18 protein-coding genes and 4 pseudogenes are annotated in these 17,108 nt (G+C 57.8%); 5 read left to right on the forward strand and 17 right to left on the reverse strand.

Translation table 11 applies throughout. The features are described 5' to 3' along the window. Positions 1-99: 99 nt before the first annotated feature. The 3 genes and pseudogenes from AC3WWH_RS28985 (at position 100) to AC3WWH_RS28995 (ending at position 2,455) form a co-directional block, all read left to right on the forward strand. Positions 100-373: pseudogene (locus AC3WWH_RS28985) on the forward strand (hypothetical protein). A 56-nt stretch (positions 374-429) separates the two neighbouring features. Then, positions 430-552 (forward strand): hypothetical protein, encoded by a 123-nt coding sequence (locus AC3WWH_RS28990; protein ID WP_280938310.1) that lies wholly within the window; start codon positions 430-432, stop codon positions 550-552. 124 nt (positions 553-676) lie between these two features. Beyond that, positions 677-2,455: an SLC13 family permease gene (locus AC3WWH_RS28995; RefSeq protein ID WP_058320838.1), complete on the forward strand. Its 1,779-nt coding sequence runs from the start codon at positions 677-679 to the stop codon at positions 2,453-2,455. Positions 2,456-2,789: 334 nt separating this feature from the next. Here AC3WWH_RS28995 and AC3WWH_RS29000 read toward each other — a convergent pair. The 5 genes and pseudogenes from AC3WWH_RS29000 to AC3WWH_RS29020 form a co-directional block, all read right to left on the reverse strand. Beyond that, positions 2,790-3,364 (reverse strand): annotated as a pseudogene (locus AC3WWH_RS29000) (DUF1003 domain-containing protein). 513 nt (positions 3,365-3,877) lie between these two features. Continuing rightward, positions 3,878-5,191, reverse strand: a complete 1,314-nt coding sequence (gene nhaA / locus AC3WWH_RS29005; RefSeq protein WP_058320837.1) for a Na+/H+ antiporter NhaA — start codon at positions 5,189-5,191, stop codon at positions 3,878-3,880. 52 nt (positions 5,192-5,243) lie between these two features. After that, positions 5,244-6,056, reverse strand: coding sequence for a transglutaminase-like domain-containing protein (locus tag AC3WWH_RS29010; protein WP_058320836.1), 813 nt, complete (start codon positions 6,054-6,056; stop codon positions 5,244-5,246). Next, positions 6,050-6,340: a DUF1488 family protein gene (locus tag AC3WWH_RS29015; protein WP_058320839.1), complete on the reverse strand. Its 291-nt coding sequence runs from the start codon at positions 6,338-6,340 to the stop codon at positions 6,050-6,052. Before AC3WWH_RS29015 ends, AC3WWH_RS29010 begins: the two co-directional genes overlap by 7 nt. 445 nt (positions 6,341-6,785) lie before the next feature. Next, the gene (locus AC3WWH_RS29020; protein ID WP_093235127.1) at positions 6,786-6,947 is read right to left on the reverse strand and encodes a Thivi_2564 family membrane protein; all 162 of its coding nucleotides are present in this window, start codon (positions 6,945-6,947) and stop codon (positions 6,786-6,788) included. Between the two features lie 212 nt (positions 6,948-7,159). Here AC3WWH_RS29020 and AC3WWH_RS29025 point away from each other — a divergent pair. Further along, positions 7,160-7,296 (forward strand): annotated as a pseudogene (locus AC3WWH_RS29025) (EamA/RhaT family transporter); the annotation flags it as partial. Positions 7,297-7,488: 192 nt separating this feature from the next. Here the strand turns inward: AC3WWH_RS29025 and AC3WWH_RS29030 are convergent. The 3 genes and pseudogenes from AC3WWH_RS29030 to AC3WWH_RS29040 form a co-directional block, all read right to left on the reverse strand. Continuing rightward, positions 7,489-7,596, reverse strand: a pseudogene (locus AC3WWH_RS29030) (IS110 family transposase); the annotation flags it as partial. A gap of 312 nt (positions 7,597-7,908) precedes the next feature. After that, entirely contained in the window at positions 7,909-8,349 is a 441-nt protein-coding gene (locus tag AC3WWH_RS29035; RefSeq protein WP_058320835.1) for a universal stress protein, read from the reverse strand. 73 nt (positions 8,350-8,422) lie between these two features. Beyond that, entirely contained in the window at positions 8,423-8,680 is a 258-nt protein-coding gene (locus AC3WWH_RS29040) for a hypothetical protein (RefSeq protein ID WP_162752550.1), read from the reverse strand. Positions 8,681-9,064: 384 nt separating this feature from the next. On the opposite strand from AC3WWH_RS29040, the gene AC3WWH_RS29045 reads away from it, so the two are divergent. Beyond that, entirely contained in the window at positions 9,065-9,592 is a 528-nt protein-coding gene (locus AC3WWH_RS29045) for an Hsp20/alpha crystallin family protein (RefSeq protein ID WP_058323750.1), read from the forward strand. A gap of 226 nt (positions 9,593-9,818) precedes the next feature. Here the strand turns inward: AC3WWH_RS29045 and AC3WWH_RS29050 are convergent, their stop codons facing one another. From AC3WWH_RS29050 to AC3WWH_RS29090, 9 genes are all read right to left on the reverse strand, one after another. Beyond that, a complete protein-coding gene (locus tag AC3WWH_RS29050) occupies positions 9,819-10,178 on the reverse strand; it encodes an EF-hand domain-containing protein (RefSeq protein ID WP_082641020.1) in 360 nt (119 codons plus the stop codon). Positions 10,179-10,746: 568 nt separating this feature from the next. Beyond that, positions 10,747-11,658: an LOG family protein gene (locus AC3WWH_RS29055; protein ID WP_245299225.1), complete on the reverse strand. Its 912-nt coding sequence runs from the start codon at positions 11,656-11,658 to the stop codon at positions 10,747-10,749. Between the two features lie 161 nt (positions 11,659-11,819). After that, positions 11,820-12,389: an ABC transporter permease gene (locus AC3WWH_RS29060; RefSeq protein WP_306341306.1), complete on the reverse strand. Its 570-nt coding sequence runs from the start codon at positions 12,387-12,389 to the stop codon at positions 11,820-11,822. Between the two features lie 449 nt (positions 12,390-12,838). Next, complete coding sequence (locus tag AC3WWH_RS29065) at positions 12,839-13,480, reverse strand: phosphoribosyltransferase (RefSeq protein WP_058323753.1); 642 nt, start codon at positions 13,478-13,480, stop codon at positions 12,839-12,841. 111 nt (positions 13,481-13,591) lie between these two features. Next, positions 13,592-14,575, reverse strand: coding sequence for a zinc-dependent alcohol dehydrogenase family protein (locus AC3WWH_RS29070; RefSeq protein WP_058323754.1), 984 nt, complete (start codon positions 14,573-14,575; stop codon positions 13,592-13,594). 75 nt (positions 14,576-14,650) lie between these two features. Further along, on the reverse strand, positions 14,651-14,992 hold the full coding sequence (locus tag AC3WWH_RS29075; RefSeq protein WP_058323755.1) for a DUF5335 family protein: 342 nt from the start codon (positions 14,990-14,992) through the stop codon (positions 14,651-14,653). A gap of 5 nt (positions 14,993-14,997) precedes the next feature. Continuing rightward, positions 14,998-15,228, reverse strand: coding sequence for a ChaB family protein (locus AC3WWH_RS29080; protein WP_082641024.1), 231 nt, complete (start codon positions 15,226-15,228; stop codon positions 14,998-15,000). A 169-nt stretch (positions 15,229-15,397) separates the two neighbouring features. Further along, positions 15,398-16,333, reverse strand: coding sequence for a hexose kinase (locus tag AC3WWH_RS29085; RefSeq protein ID WP_113398975.1), 936 nt, complete (start codon positions 16,331-16,333; stop codon positions 15,398-15,400). A 3-nt stretch (positions 16,334-16,336) separates the two neighbouring features. Continuing rightward, entirely contained in the window at positions 16,337-17,029 is a 693-nt protein-coding gene (locus AC3WWH_RS29090; RefSeq protein WP_058323756.1) for a CBS domain-containing protein, read from the reverse strand. Between the last annotated feature and the right edge of the window lie 79 nt (positions 17,030-17,108).

Here is a 17,108-nt window from a genome sequence, read left to right on the forward strand (position 1 = left end):
AAATCGCAGGCGAAAGACGCCAACAGCCATCAGGCCGCGCCGCCGATCACCAAATCAGCGGTAATTCGAGGTCTCCACCTGATTAAAGGGAACGAAATCATGACATTCGATCAAGTCCTTGAGCGGACAAAGGCCTATGCGATCGGTCTAGTCGTTGGACTTTTCGCGGCACCGAGGCCAGAGTGGCTGCGCTTGCGGGCATCTGTTCAAGTGCGGCAGGGCGAATGGCAAACTGCCACCACTCGCAGCACTTAAAGGCTACGACAATCGTGCCAAGCGCGACGAACTCGTAGCAACCATTCTGACCGATATCCAAGTTCCAGCGGACATCTTCGGCAGGGTCAGCACGAGTTGCAGTCGCTCACTATCTTGAGGCGCGGTGACGCTGCGCTTTGGGCATCTCGACCAGGCGAAACTTAGGAGATCGCAATGAAAAACCTCATCCGCGCCCGCTTTAATACCTACGATTTCACGCGCATGTTCGTATCGCTTGCGTTTACGCTGGCGATTGCTGTGATCGTCTATTCGGTCCTGTTCGGAAGCATCCTGTAGTCGCCTAATTATGCGTGCATCCGCTCTACGAAGCTGGAATGAAGCTGGTAAGTTATCCCGACATTAGCTCTTTCAGCGAGTAAAATGGACCTGGCATTGGGAGGAGTAGGTCGGGACTTTATCCATGACACAGGCTCAGGCGTTCGCCTTCGCCATTCTGATTAGCCTAATGGTCGCTTTCATATGGGGACGGCTCCGCTACGACCTCATTGCAGTTCTCGCGCTGCTTGCCGCAGTTTTCACCGGTATCGTGCCGCACAAGGCAGCATTCTCCGGCTTCGGGGACGATATTGTCATCATTGTAGCCAGCGCGCTTGTCGTCAGCGCCGCGATTGAGCGCAGTGGCGTCATAGAGGCATTGCTCCATCGGGTGGCGCCCAGCGTGACCTCTGTGCAGGGTCAGGTTGTTATTCTCGTGACGACTGTCTCGGTTCTCTCCATCTTCATTAAGAACATCGGCGCACTGGCGATGATGATCCCAGTAGCATTCCAGATGGCGCGCCGGTCGAAAGCTTCCCCCTCGTCTCTTCTCATGCCGATGGCGTTTGGCTCCTTGCTTGGCGGGCTCATGACCCTCGTCGGCACATCGCCGAACATCGTCGTCTCCCGAATGCGCGAGGAACTGACGGGCCGACCATTCAACATGTTCGATTTCACCCCCGTCGGCATAGGGCTAGCCGCAGCGGGAGTAGTCTTTCTGGCGTTTGGCTACCGGCTGCTTCCCAACGAACGCACGGCGGTCGCGACAATGGAGAAGGCGCTGAACATCAAGGACTACATGACAGAGGCGCGTGTTACTGCCACTTCGTCGGTCATCGGCAAGTCGATCAGCCACCTGTCGATCTTGTTGGACGAGGAAGTCCTTGTCACTGGCCTCATTCGCAACCGAGTCGAGCGCGTAACTCCACTGCCGGACGTCGAACTCCGCCAAGGGGATATCGTTCTGTTGGAGGGAGCCCCTCAGGCGCTCGAGCGAGGCATCAGTCGTGCACGTCTTGAACTGGAGGGACACGACCGCCCCACGGAAGCGAAGGGAACCGACGAGGAGATTGCTGGAATTGAGGCGGTGATCGGCCCGAAATCAGTCTTGATCGGGCAAACCGCCAAGCGTTTGGCGCTGCATGATCGCTTCAACATTAATCTGCTCGCAGTAAGCCGAAGCAGCGAGCGCTTCACTGATCGATTGCGCGACATCGTATTAAAACCAGGCGACGTGCTCGTTTTGAAGGGCGATCTCGTGCTTCTCCCGAACAGGTTAATGGAACTCGGTCTTCTTCCGTTGGCCGGACGCGAAATCCGCTTGGGGAATCCCCGGAAAGGCCTGATTCCGGTGGTGGTCCTGGCTTGTGCCATGGTGCTAACGGCATTCGGCCTGCTGCCCGTCGCCACGGCCTTCTTTACGGCTGCTGTGCTGACGGTAGTGCTTGGTTCACTTTCGCTTCGGGAAGCTTACGAGGCTGTCGATTGGCCCATCCTAATAATGCTGGGCGCTCTCATTCCGGTCAGCGAGTCGATCCGTGCGACCGGTGGTGCCGACCTAATCGCCGGCGGCCTTGCTCAACTTGCTACCACGTTGCCCCCCTATGGGGCCCTTGCAATGATCATGGTGGTCGCAATGGCAGCAACACCGTTTCTGAACAATGCAGCCACCGTTCTCGTAGCCGCCCCGATCGCGGTCACCCTTGCTCAGCGCCTTGGCTACAATCCGGATGCGTTTCTGATGGCAGTCGCGGTGGGGGCGGCTTGCGATTTTCTCACGCCTGTTGGACACCAGTGCAACACCCTGGTGCTAGGCCCTGGCGGCTACCGCTTCGGCGACTATTGGAAGTTGGGGCTGCCGCTCTCGTTTATTGTGGTCTTAATGGGCGTGCCTCTGATCCTTTGGTTTTGGCCGCCCATCTAGCGCAAGCGTCGCTTCAATCCCGATTTCAGGTTCATCGTGGCGTCAGCCTAAAGTCTGCCCGTCGGGACCAGAATGAGCAGATCGATCGCAACGACGCCGGGAAGTAAGATTGAATTCATGCGGAGTAATCCGCTTGTATGCGTCGAGATCGAGCATTTCATTGAGTGGCACCGATGGAGATGTTTAGTCATTGAGGGGAGGTACCGCGAATTCCACGAACACGCCGCGAAGAAACACGCGTGGGGCATACTGATTGCGGTCCGCCTGTTCGACCCAAGGTAGCCAAGGGAATCGTCATTCGTCCGAAGACTATCTGAGTGACATGCGCCACGACCTATTTGTTGCGATTGATGAGAAGTCCTGCCAGCAGCTCGATTTGTTGCTGCTGCTTGTCAATCAGGGATTTAAGTTCAATCTCGCGCATCTGATCCAGCTTGTCATGCAGCGCCATGATCTCAATTTCCGCCTTCAGGTTAACCTCATAGTTGTGTGTCGCATCGACCCTATCTTTGATTGAGTGTCTGTTCTGGCTCATCATGATCACGGGTGCTTGAACGGCTGCCAGCATCGATAGAATGAGATTGAGAAAAATGAAGGGATAAGGATCGAAGGCGCGGGTAGTTGCAAGTACATTCGCTCCGACCCACAGCGCGAGTGCTAGCGCGAAAGTCATGATGAAGGTCCACGAGCCACCGAACTCGGCCACTTTGTCCGCCAAACGTTGCCCGGCGTCAGCTTCTCGTCAAAAGAGCGATTCGGGTCCCGCGCTATTGCGCGTCGGGCTAGATGGCGTCGAAAAACCGCGCGTTCCCGATCCGTAAGCAACGCGGCCGGCCTTCCCAAATAGCGGCTCGCACGGTCGGCAATCTCTTGTCGTTCGTCGATGTTCTCTTCTGTTTCCCTGGACATACCTTCCTCCTGATTCAGGCGCTCACCCGTTGCAGCCTTCGCCAAATCGCTGGTTCCGCAACGGAGCAACAGTCGCATGCAAAACGGTCATTCCTAAGCTTGAACCATTACTTCACCCAGCTCTTGCGTCAGGTCGGCGACGATCCACGCAAGGAGGAAGGATCCTGAGCCTAGTCCGGAAGGTGGAGCGCAGACCCGCACGTCAGAATCGGAATTTTACTACGCTTTTCAATCAGGTGATCCGGACTCTGTGAGGTTTAGCCGAATGAACTGTGCTCATGCTCCCGCGATCGAGGGGCGGTGGCTGTTCGAACATCGCGAAGACGGGCTGCGACTATGCCGCCGCGTCTATCGCGATTTGAGGGCCGGCAATCGCCGATCCAGACAATAGAACGCGGAGCGGCATCCTGCGGCGGCGTGGGGGTCCTGACCCTAACGGCCGTGGGGCCGGCCGGAACGCAGATCGTCAAGGGGCCCGCTTCCGCTATGAACCCGCCGACGGACCGAGCTGGACTACCGTCTGCCAGGAGACGTCAGCAAGGTCAATGCCAGGAGACCTAGGGCTGCCGAGATGACGGAAGCGCCGAGAACGCCGAGCTTGACGGAGTTCAGAAGCTCGGTCTCGAAAGCAAGGTCGGCAATGAACAGAGCCATGGTGAAGCCGATCCCGGCCAGCAGGCTTCCGGCTGCCAACAGACTCCACGATAGCTCGTCTGGACGAGTCCCAAAACGCAGTTTCACGGCGAGGAAGCTGAAGAGCACAATGCCAACGGGCTTGCCAACCACGAAGGCGGCAAAGATTGCGATCGTGAGGGGAATGTCGAAGTTTGCGTCTCCTATCGGAACGCCCGCGTTAGAGAGGGCAAAAAACGGCATGATCACGAATGCGACCCAGGGATGGAGTGCAATCTCGAGGCGCTCGATCGGCGACAGTGCCTCGCGGGTCGCGACGTCTGCCCGATGGAGGTCGCTGCGTGCCACGGTGTCGCGGCTCCAATGGTCGCCGGGCGGATGAGCGATCACTCGGTCGAGTATCGCATGGAGGCGGGTGTCGCTTACCCACCTCCGTGCCGGCGTCATTAATCCAAGAATCACTCCGGCGAGCGTCGCGTGGACGCCCGAAGTGTCGAATGCTAGCCAGATGCCGCCACCTATCGCGAAATAGACCGGAATGCTGCGGATACCCAGACGCGCGATTCCAGCTACGACGGCAAGGCCGAGACCGGCGGTTCCAAGTGCGACCCAATTCAAGGGTTCGCCATAGCCGATCGCCACGATCAGGATGGCGCCGACGTCATCGAAGATCGCAAGTGAGAGCAGGAACAGCCGCAAGCTCCCTGGCACGCGCGAACCGAGGAACGCAAGGCACCCGATGACGAAGGCCGTATCCGTGGACATCACGGTGCCCCAGCCGCTCGCACCCGGCCCGCCGCCGACAAGTAGCGAAAACAGTCCGGCCGGCACAGCCATTCCCCCGAGAGCGGCGGCGATGGGTAGAGCGGCTATTCGCGGATTGCGTAGCTCCCCCAGCACCAGCTCGCGCTTTAGCTCAAGGGCGATGACGAAGAAAAAGAGCGTCATCAGCCCGTCGTTGATCCAGTGCTTCAGAGAACGATAGGTCTCGATGTCGCCAACTCTGACGCCCGCGGGCATCTCCCATAAGGCGAGGAACGACGACGACCACGCTGTGTTTGCGAGGCCTAGCGCCAAGAGCGTGCTGAGCAGCAGGATAATGCCCGCCGTAGCCTCAATGCGGAGGAATCGCATGAATGGCTTAGTAAGCCGATCCGCGGGTTCCCTGGGAAGCCGTGAGAGGCTGTCCTTCATGCCGTAAACCGCTCCTGCGTTTTTGATCGCGACTGGCAATGTTCCCAGCGGGTTATTGCAAGGCCGGCACCTCATAAGTCCACACCCGGAACGACTTGAGGACGTGCGGCCCGAACGAGTTGATGAGGGGGACATCGGCCGCGTCACGGCCGCGCGCAACCACGATCCTGCCGACACGCGGCGTATTGTTGCGCGGATCGAACGTGTGCCATCCATCGTCCAGGAAGACCTCGAACCAGGCACTGAAATCCATCGGGTCGAAGATCGGGACGCCGATGTCGCCGAGATGGCCGTTGATATAGCGCGCGGGAATGTTGAGACAGCGGCAAAGCGTGACCGCAAGATGTGCGAAGTCGCGGCAGACACCAACGCGCTCATGAAAGACTTCGAAGGCCGTCCGCGTCGACCGGGCTTGCATGTAGTCGAATCGGATATGGTGGTGGACGAAATCGCAGATCGCTTGCACACGCCCCCAACCGGGCGCGACCGTACCGAACATGTCCCAAGCGCTCTGACTGAGACGGTCGGTTTCGCAATAGCGGCTGCCCATGAGGTAGGTGAGGCAATCGTCCGGCAACTCCGGCACTGGGAGCTCCTGGGCGGCTGGCAGAACTTTGTCCGGTTTGCCGTCGTCCTCGATTGTGGCATCGCCCCATATCATCAGGTCACCCGCCGGTGCGACAAGCCGCCGGCATCGGTTGCCGAAGAGATCGCGATAGGTCGATGTCGGCACATCGGGGGCGGTGAATGTCGTTTCAGGAACCCGGATATCGGCCGCGCGATCCTCGTGGACCGACAGCAGGCATATCAACGCGGTCGGTTGTTGGAAGTTCAGGGTGATCTCATAGCCGTAGCGGATCAGCATCTGAATCCATCCTGGCGGAAATCGGCGGCGGTCAGTGCGTAGGAATCGCGGCCACTGGAATAGGCCTTGTGTGCGACTTCGTAGATGGACAGGCGCAACGCGTCGAAAGCAGAAAGGAGCTTCGATTCCGAGATTTCCGACCTGCCCAATTCGGCATCCGCCATCACGAGCGCCTCGGCCTCGACGAAGAACTGCAACTCGAACATACCGTCATGGCCAATGAAGCGGACGGCGTTTCGCTTTTCATCGACGCTGCGGCTCGGATTTGGAAGTAACAGCGTCATCATCAGCGAACCTCTGTTTCGCGCGACGCGGTCCACGCGAGTGCCGATAGGCTGATCCGCTTTTACATGCACTAGCGATCAAAATCTAGGAAATGAAGATGGCGCGCCAGCGTCCGACACAGTGGATCATCAGCACGGCCGCCTCATGGAAGCGGATCGCTCCTGGGCGGTCTATCACGTGTTTACAGGCGTGTCCGCGCGTGTCGGCTGCAGCCTTCACAATTTAGAGTCCGAAAAAAGCCGGCTTCAATTTCATTGCTGTGGGCGTTCGTGGTGGTGGCCGTTCATCAGGATTTTCCCTTTTGCGAATTGCAACCCCGGCAGGCGCGCAAGTTTCTTGACGCCTTCGCCCAATCCGCAACGCAAAGGCGGGAAAAGCGGGCTGAGAGCAACTCCCGGCCGGTGACGTCGGCTGGGTCGAGTAGTGGCAAGCCCCGTGCACTGATCAGAATACGTCCAGCGAGCTGAGCAACAAGACTATGCCGACGACTACAACGACGATCTGAGCCATCTGCTTCATCGTCGAGTCAATCGGAAGTTTTTGCACGAGGTACAGCACCAAGGCGATGATAAGGGCCGTGATCAGGATGCTGATTATGATGGACATGCCCCAGGTCCCTTCGAAGGAACCGCCTTCCGGCAGTGAAGGTGTAAATATGGCTGAGTTCTATAAAGGGAAGAGCGGTGTGGACGCGACACGGACAAACGGCGCTAGAGACACCCGCGAAGGCACGAGCTTACCGGCCCAACTTCAGGACATCGCACAATCGCCGCGGCCACCTCTTGGCGAGGCTGTAGATCTCAACGAAAGCGGCGAGGTCCCGACGCTTGCCGGTAGCGTTGGCGGCGCAACTGATCTTTTCAGCGACAGCCTTCGGCGTCATCGGCGGTCTTGTTGTTCACAGTGGCCGACGGGAGTTGAGGCTGCAGTTGTCGGTGTTCTGATTGTTGGCGTCTCTCCGCAGTCGACGCTCGGCCGCTGCTCTATGGAGTCTGCTGAGGACCGGTTGGCCAATCTAGAACGGCGCAGTCACCGCGTGCTGCTGATCGCATAACGGCCTAACCCATCCATCGTCCCGGCGAAGGGACCTTGCTGCGGAGGACTGATGGCTGTGCCCGTCCGAAACCTGTCTTGTCGTCTTCTCCGGTCAAGCCGCCAGGGCTGACGCTCCCTTACGAGCAATGAAGTTGGTTCCGTCCCTGAGCATGCGATGCAACACCACCGCCAGCTTGCGGGCCAGCGCGACACGCGCCTTTGAAGAATTGTACGCCAGGCGCCGATCGGCGAGTTTGATCGCAAGTGCGACATTCCAGCTGCCGGATGTCAATCGGCGTCCAAAAATCACCCCTTATATGGAGTGCGCCCCTGAGGGTGGACAGATAGGCCTGATGAATTGACCGGGCTTGCCGGGGTTGCAGAGGGTAGGCCAAGCGCGGGCTGCACGATCAGGGGAATGATAAATGGCATGCTCACGGGCGCACCGGTTGGCCTTGTCATCCTTGCACTGTAAATCCTACAGAGACGGGCGATGCACACCTTTCCGGGCGATTTTGTCTCAGTCTTCGTGTTATTTCCTGTATATCAGGACGGGGATGGTCGAATGCGTAAGAACTTTGGCGGCGACGCTGCCGATGATCAAGGCGCCGACACCGCCGCGGCCGTGCGAAGCCATGATGATCAGATCGGCGCCGATATCCTGCGCTTTCCTGATGATCTCAAGGTAAACCTCGTGAGCGCTGGTTTGATCGGTCACACAGCGAACGCCGGCCGCTTCGGCCCTGGTCCGAGCGGCGCGAAGCGTCTCGGCAGCATGCACTTCGGAAAGCGCCTCATATTGCGCCCGGGTGTTGCTGAGTTGCTCCGCATCCAGAGAAACGAGGTGAAAGGGCTCCGTCACGATAAGGATGGTGATTTTCGCGCCCACTTCCTTTGCGAACGTGATGGCGGCATCCACGGCCAGGGTCGCGAGCGGTGAGCCATCGGTAGGTATGAGGATGTTGCTGAACATGAAAGCCTCCCGATTGAAATCGTAATCAAGGTAGCCACATCGCCTTGAACCACATTGACCCGGATCAAATATTTTAGCTTTCTCTCGCTCGATCGGGGGGGGCAAGCAAAAAAAGCCAGCGACCAGCTCGGGTCATGGGCATGGGTTCAGCCAACAGCGAGCGAACTTCCGAAAAAGCTCTTTCACGCGTCGCGTTTGTGGGTTCGCAACCTAAATGGTTCAACTCGCCAAGGAGAAGGGATTTTTCCCTGTCCGCTCGATCGTGCAGACGATCGAAATTGACGAGCCCCACCGAGCGTATCTGGATGGAGTTGGTGATCACGAATTCCATGCCTGCCGCCTGTCGGCCTCCGCCAGCGCCACGTGGACTTCGGATCGGCAAGGTTCAGCATCACTTTGGTCCGCGTCTCAGGAATGTCTCGCCGGCAGTAGCCGGCTCTAGACGGCGGCTTGTGCAAGGCAAAGCGTGCGTTGTTTGCTCATGCTGGATTCCAAGGAGCGATCATCACCAAAAAGAACCGGTATTGTTCTTTGTCAAAAGAAGAGATTGAGATCTGTCCGGACGCACATTTCTTTTGATGCGCATCAATGCGCGATTCTCTAAGCGTGGCTTCATAGATTGATAGCCGAGTGGCGAAACGCTCGGCAGAAATGGAAGACCGCATGGGTTCGGGCCCCGGCGGTCGCGGCCTGTTTATCCGAAGGAGAACCGGACATGGCTGAACCAGCAACTCCAATGCCAACCAAACCAGAAGAAAAAGCAATCAAGCGCGGTACCGAAGCATGGATCCCGTTTGAGGGCCTCCGGACCGAAATCGACCGACTATTCGACGATTTCCCCCCGAATTTCTGGAGCCGCCCTCTTGGAATGGCCGTCACGCGTCGAGCACCTTTTCTGTCCAACTGGGCGGTAGCTCCCGCCGTCGACCTGATCGAAAGGGAAAAGAACTACGAGATAACCGCCGAACTTCCGGGAATGGAGGAAAAGGACGTTGAAATCAGCGTTTCGAACGGAACCTTGACGATCCGCGGCGAGAAGCAGGAAGCGAAAGAGGAGAAGGAGAAAGAATACGTCCTGTCGGAGCGACGGTTTGGCTCGTTCCGCCGCACGTTCAAGATTCCCGAGGACGTCAAGACCGACGACGTTGCCGCTACCTTCTCAAAAGGCGTTCTGACGCTAACGCTGCCGAAAACCGAGCACCCACGGCAGAACGAGCGCAAGATCCAGATAAGCACAGACTGACGGCGAGCTTTCTCCCTCCACAAACGCGCGAGCGCGTTTGTGGAGGGAGCGTCTTTCAAGACCATTCTCAAAACGTGACCGGCGTGTCGCCAATCGATCAGGATGACTAAACGCAGCCCCCATGGTTTTCTTTAGCAATTGACCACCCGCCGCATCGATGCCAGGCGTTACACTCGACAGCATCGCTGCGCCGCCCAGACGGCGTTGCTATTTTTGCTGACCTTTATTAGTCGCGCATGAAGCCCTGCATTTCCTCGGGCGTTACCTTGCCGTCCTTGTTTGTGTCGGCCTTGTCGAAGATCCGCTTATGGATCGTGGTGACTTCTTCGAACGAGAGCGCACCGTCGCCATCGACATCGGCAACGGCAAACATGATTTTCATCATGTGGCCGTGCATCATTCCTTGCCGCATGCCACCTCTCATCCCGTAATGCCGCGCCCCCATCATCTCACCCGGCATCATCTCCGAGTAATCCGGTTGTTCATCTTCTTTCTCGGCCGGGGCCTGCTGGGCAAAGGTTAACGTCGGACTGCTGGATAAGAGAGTGGCGATTATCAACACATGTACGGGTCTTACCTTGGTCATAGGGGTTCTCCTTCAAATGCAGAGATCTGAGGCAGCAGACCTGAACTACCTTCGCCCGTTGGTAGACACCTTCAATCATACGCACATTTATCAAACTACCTCCAGAACCGAGCGAGTTCCTTGCTCTGCGTCAAACTCTGCGTCAAACGACCCAATACTCTCTCACGAGGCGACGTCATCAGCACGAAGCTTTGCGCTGTCTAAGGAGGGGACCTTGGCTCTACAGCGAAGAACAGTGGCTATCCAGCAGAATTACCGGTCTGATGAATTCCAAAACATCTGGTGGACGACGCGCCCCTCCGGTCTTCCGACCGATTAGCTGTTGCATGTCGCCGAAAAGTACCGTGCGTCAATTGAATACGTGGTCACAAATATCCGCGCCGCAATACGATGGGCACCGCTCGGTAGTTGTCCACTCCTCAGACAAGCACACATTGTTTCGGTATGCGGGATGGCACGGTCAGCACCCGAAATGTTAGCAAATGCGCGCGCCGACTGGTCGAAGAGGGATAGTCGCAACAGCTTGCGCTCCGTGAGGCAATCACTTGCGCATGCAGACGTCAGATTTTCATACGCCTGGATCGTTGCCCGAGAGCGGCGGATAGAGGGGAGTGCCAGCTTCTTTATGCCAGTTTAGAATGTCATCCCAAATCTGGCGGCCTGATTCAGCATACCAAAAGAGATTGCGATCCTCAGGATCAACCACGCCTTCTTCTATCAAAAAATCGATGTCTACCGCCCGGCGCCAGAATTCCTCGCCGACAAGGACAATAGGTATTGGCTTGATCTTGCGCGTTTGAACCAGAGTGAGCGTCTCAAATAATTCATCGAGGGTACCGAAACCACCGGGAAAGACGACGAGCGCCTTTGCACGAAGGAGGAAATGCAGCTTGCGTATTGCAAAATAGTGCACGCGAAAGCAAAGGTCAGGGCTGACATAGGGGTTGGGAAACTGCTCGTGGGGCAGACTGATGTTGAGACCCACCGACGGCGCGCCTGCATCAAAGGCCCCCCGATTGGCAGCCTCCATTATCCCAGGTCCGGCTCCCGTCATAATGACGATAGAGCGCTGCGGGTTCGCGCGATTGGATCGACCAACTTCTCGCCCAAAATCCCGGGCGATGTCATAGAAGCGAGCCTTCTCGAAGATCCGGTGTGCCGCTCGAAGTCGCGACAGCGAACTGGCGTCCGGTTGCCCCTGCTCCGCATCGCGTCGCGCCTCCAGGTTGCGGCGCGCTGCATTTGGTTCACAAATTCGCGTGCTGCCGAAGACGACGATCGTCCCTTCTATTCCGTGCTGCCTCAACAAGAGTTCCGGTTTGAGATAGTCGATTTCAAGCCGAGGTCCACGAACGTCATCGCGATCGAAGAAGCCTGGATCCTCCATCGCCAGCCGATAGCTTTCGCTCTTGAGGATGGTCTCGACCCTCTCTTGCGCTTCAGGATCGTCTGTATTTGACTTAATGCTCTGCCAGGGCAAAGGCTGCGCGCGACACAAAGGATCCGGCGGCGGGGGTATCGAACCCAGCCGATCAACTTCTGCCTTAGTTCCGCTATGCCGGCGTCTTGCCCTCATCAAAGAAAGATACCCCAAAAGTCTCATGATTTCGATGCGGTTACGCCGGCGCCGCGTAACTGAATTTATCCGCCATTTGTACCCCATCGACGGTGCAGAAAGCGTTCCCAGGGAGCGAAAAAAATCCGGTCCGCCAGCAAGCCGATCAGCACAATTACCAACGTGGTACCGAGTACCTGATCCATCGCATTCAGCTCACGTCCATAGTGAAGCAACTGGCCAAGTCCGAAGCCCGTCAGGATTGTGACGAAGATCTCCGCGGCCATCAACGATCGCCATGCAAAGGCCCAGCCTTGCTTCATACCGCTGACAAGAAAAGGCAACGAGGCGGGCAGCATGACCATGATCCACAGATGCAATCCCTTCGAACCCATAGTCCGTGCGGCCTTTGCATAAATCGGCGGAATGGTTCGAGCCCCGTGATTGGTCGCAATTATCACCGACCACACTGTGCCCATGACGACAACAAAGAGCATCGTGCTCTCGGTCTGTCCGAACCAAAGGACAGCGAAAGGTACCCAGCACACACTCGGCAAGGTCTGCAGGCCCAAGGCCAGCGAACCGAGCGTGTCCTCCATGATCTTAGATGAACTCGTCAGAACGCCGAGCGGCAAACCGATTACCACACCGACCACGTAGCCGACCAGCAGCCGTTGAAGCGTAACGTGGACTGCTTCAAAGAGAGTTCCGTCATTGACCGCCCCCCAAAGATGTCGGGCAACACTCCGAGCTGATGGGAAAATGGCAGATGCCCTGCTTCCGCGGAACGCGGATCTAAGGAGCGCCTTACAGGGCAAACCCTCATGATTGCTCTGAACATGCTATGTTGCCAAGTTTGCACAGTTCGGCATTGATCCTACGCAACCTGATACCCTCCTGTGCATCCTGATGCCTGCACCGGGATCAACCTTGTGCGTCAACTTCGCGCGTATCACCGGCCCGAGGCAAGCGGCCGCCCTCCCGTTTTGCTGGAGGGCAATAGTGGCTGAACCACTGCGCTGTCGCGGTGGCAACCAGTCCTAGTGTCATTCGGCCCGGTGTGGACAGGACAAGCCAATGATTGAGAAACGACTCGCACTCGAACTTAAGCGCTATGGGCGGCGAGCACACGGATGACGTCGTCGTCGTTCAGTTGGGGAAAATCCCTATAGAAGTATCCAATCGCGTCCATCGACTGCGGGGAAATCAAACAACAGACTTCATCGACCTGTCCTTGCAGCGCCGCGACCGCTCTTGGGGAAGCCACTGGGACCGCGACAACTATTCTTGAGGGTTGGCGTTTCCTGATGACTTCGACCGCTGCACGGATCGTCGCTCCAGTGGCTATGCCGTCATCGACGACGATTGCGATACGTTTGGCGATGTCGACGGGAGCGCGGCCAGCGAAATACAAACTGCCGCGACGCTCGATTTCGGCGATTTCTCTCTTATAAGCGGCTTCAAATTCCGCTTCCGTCACTCGTGCCAGGGCAATGACCTCTTCCTCGCGCACAACTATTGGCTTGTTCCCGTCAACGACTGCCCCCATCGCAAGTTCCCGGTGCCAGGGAACGCCAATCTTGCGTACTAGGATCACGTCGAGAGGCGCTTGAAGATGGGTTGCAACCTCAGCGGCCACCGGCAAGCCCCCACGGACCAAGGCTAGCACCACCACATCGTGGCCGCGATAGTGCTCAAGAGCTCGAGCAAGCTGCTTCCCTGCCTCGGATCGATCTGAAAAGCGCATGATTTTGACTCCTCGCCCGCGGTGCTCATCGGCAGCCGGCCGCTCGCGCCGTCGAATTTTCCTGGTCGATGCGGTTCCACCATATCGATACTTGCGGATCGCTCTTCCAGCTTAGGGAACTAGGACGGCTGCCCCATTCAGTCTGCCGTGGCGAAGATCCTCGAGGGCTTCGTTCGCTCTCTCGAGGGGGTAGACGACCGTGTGCGTCTTTACCTGAGCTAAATCAGCTACGGGAAAGAACTCAAGGGCGTCGGCGCGCGTGAGGTTTGCGACCGAAACGATTTCACGCTCCTCCCACAGGATCGAGTAGGGCATCTCAGGAATATCGCTCATGTGTATTCCGCCGCACACCACCCGCCCTCCCTTGCGCACTGCGCGCAGCGCCGTCGGCACCAGCTCGCCCACAGGCGCGAAGATGATGGCGGCGTCAAGCACGCCTTCCGGCGCCTCGTCCGATCCACCCGCCCAGCTCGCACCCACACTGACTGCGAAGCGCTGGGCTCGAAGATCGCCGGATCTGGTGAAGGCATAGATTTGGCGGCCCTGCCATACCGAGATCTGGGTAATGATGTGCGCAGCAGCTCCAAAGCCAAAGAGACCGATACGCTTTGCGTTTCCTGCCTTTGTCAACGCCCGCCAGCCAATAAGCCCAGCACAGAGAAGCGGGGCAACAGCGACTGGGTCAGCCGCGGGCCCAAGCTTGAAGGAAAATCGTTGATCAGCGACAGTGTGAGTGGCAAACCCGCCATCTCGCGTAAAGCCCGTGAAGAGCGGCGCGTCGCAGAGGTTCTCCAGGCCGGCCCGGCAATAGGAGCACTGGCCGCAGGTGAACCCAAGCCACGGCACACCAACGCGGCTTCCAAGAAGAGACGGATCGGCATCGGCACCGACCGTTTCAACGACCCCGACGATTTCGTGGCCCGGCACCAGCGGAAGTTTCGGATGAGAAAGTTCACCGTCGACCACGTGCAAGTCGGTGCGACAGACGGCGCAAGCCTCTACGCGTATTCGGATTTCGCCAGAGCCTGGCCGCGGATCGGCAAGGGTCTTCAGGATCAATGGCGTCCCAGGTCTTTCAAGCACCATCGCCTTCATCACATACCTCAACTGACATCAAAATAGGCGAAGACGACATAAGCCGCGCTCCAAGGCAATTTCGCCCTATCTGGGTCAGTTGCCTGGAGGGGAAAGCCTGAGCGGGCTCTTCAATGTGACGATTTGGCGCTGTTGATCTGAATCCACGATCTCCAGCCCGCTAAGCCCATCGGCCCCTTCAAGAATTGCTATGCTGGCCGGCTTGTGAATGAGGTGATCAAGCCCTTCCATAGCAATTTCAAGCAAATCTCCCTTGGGATCGAAGGTGATGCCGAGCAATGGGACCGATTTCGCCTGGATTTGGTCACCCAGTTGAAGGCCGGTAATCTCGACCTGCGCCTTCTTTCCCCGAAGGGATTTTGCCATGCGATCAAAAAAGATATGCCATTCGGACCGATCTAAGATGCGGCTGGTCATTTTCGTCACTCCTCTTGATCATTGGTCGCAGCACGCGCGAACCAGCGATTGCCGACCTTTACATATTGCCGTTTCACGGCCCCCCAGGCTATTCGATGCGACGCCTCCTCCCGGCGCGGATCGCTTTGGTGAGAGACAAATGCGTGATTGAATACCTCGCGATAAATGTCTTGTGCATGCCCGGGCAAGACGCGCCTTAGGGATGCCGGCAGGTCGTTGTTGGAGGCATAGGGCATCGGTACCACTCTGGCTTGGCCCGTGGGCCGAAAGTGACGGATCACATATTCCGGCGGCTTGTCCAGCTCACGGCCGCACGTCGACAAACGACTTAAACGCGCTGACGATCAGGCATCAAGGTAGACCACTTGAGCAGGTTCGGCTTTGTCGTCGATCAAATCGGCCGACCTAACTTGCCCCGTCTGGCAACCAACCGTTACCATAATTGGCAAACACGTCCTTGGGTCTGCAGAGTTCACTTCCCGAAGCCATAACCGCCGCCGCACCCGCGGCCACACCGAACCGAAACGCATGTTCCATTGGCCCACCCGCTTCCAGGAACCAAACAAGTCCGCCAACGAAACTGTCTCCGGCACCCACCGTCGATTTGGCGACGACATGCTTCGAAGGCACCCGGAGGGTGCCGAAAGCGCCAGCGAGCAGGGCTCCCTCGCGACCCAGGGTGACGGCGACGAATTCTGAGGCGCCGTCCCTCACCAAGGCCGATGCGGCTTTTGCAACCCCCTCTTCGTCCAGCCGGCACCCGGCGAGAATTTCCAGCTCCTCAAGGCTGGGCTTGATGAGGAAGACCGGAGCCTTGCCCAAGGTATCGCGCAGCGTCATACCGGGGCAATCAAGAATGACTTTGGCACCCTTTTTCGCCGCACATCTGGCAATTTCGGCATAGACATCGGCGGGCGCCTTGCGCGGGAGGCTCCCGCTCGCCACCAAGTAATTCCCCTGAAACTCGTCAACGACCCTCAAGACCGCGGACACGTCGGCTGCGGAAATTACGGGACCTTCTGGCACAAAGCGATACTCAAGCCCGGTCTCCTCTTCACGCACCATGAAGGCAATACGGGTGAGTCCCGCTATCGTTATGGGATGGAGGCGGATGGCAGTTGTTGCGAGAGCGTCCTTGAGTATCGCCCCCGTAGCACCGCCCGTCAGAACCACCAGTTCTGCCTTACCCCCGAGCGTTGCGACGACGCATGCGACATTGACCCCGCCGCCGCCCGGACGCTGGTGCACTTCGTGAGTCCGGACCTTGATTGTCGCATGAACCCGGGCCGCCTGGCTCGAAACATCGATAGTGGGGTTGAGCGCGACCGCAAGAACAGACATCATTCACCCCACAGGGCCAGAAGGTGTGCAGTCGGCCTCGTTGGCGACGCGTAACTCATTTCTCACGCATCCAGGACCGCACACCGCTTCCGCCGCAACGCGAGCAGCCAACCGCTTGACGCCGCTCTCGACACTGCCGCACAGGGCAACGACACCGCCCTCCACCCTCACCTCAATAGCGCCTTCATTGAGATTGAGATCGGACGAAAGGCGCGCCAACACTGCACGCTTGATGGCTTCATCGCCAGCGGCAAATCTCTCTGGCTTGGCCAAAAGGACAGCCTCGAGAATGTCTCGCCGGCTAACGATCCCAACCATGCGGTTCTGCTGAACAACGGGTACGCGCTTGATGGAACGCGTCTGCATCAGGGCGGCAATTTGATCCACGGATGCATCCGCATTCACTGTAACTGCGCCTGTGGTCATTACGTCTCCGACGCGCCAGCTGTGTGCCTTGATGTATCTTTCGGGATCCTGTTGTGGACGATCGCCTTTTGCTCCTCTAAGCGCTGCCGATCCCAACTCAGAGCGGCGCAGCAAATCCCCCTCGGACAAAAGACCGACGAGGTTCCCATCGTCATCGCACACCGGCAAGCCACTAATCCGGTTGTCGAGCATCAGTCTCGCGGCATGCCGCACACTACGCTCGGGGCTTATGGTGAAGACCCTTCTGGTCATGATGTCAGCGGCATGCATTTGCGACCTCATGAAAATCAAGACCCTCGCAATATATCTCAACCGTTGGCATCGGAGATTGACGCCGATCAATGAACGA

This window comes from Ensifer sp. EB106-03-01-XG145 (assembly GCF_058792075.1).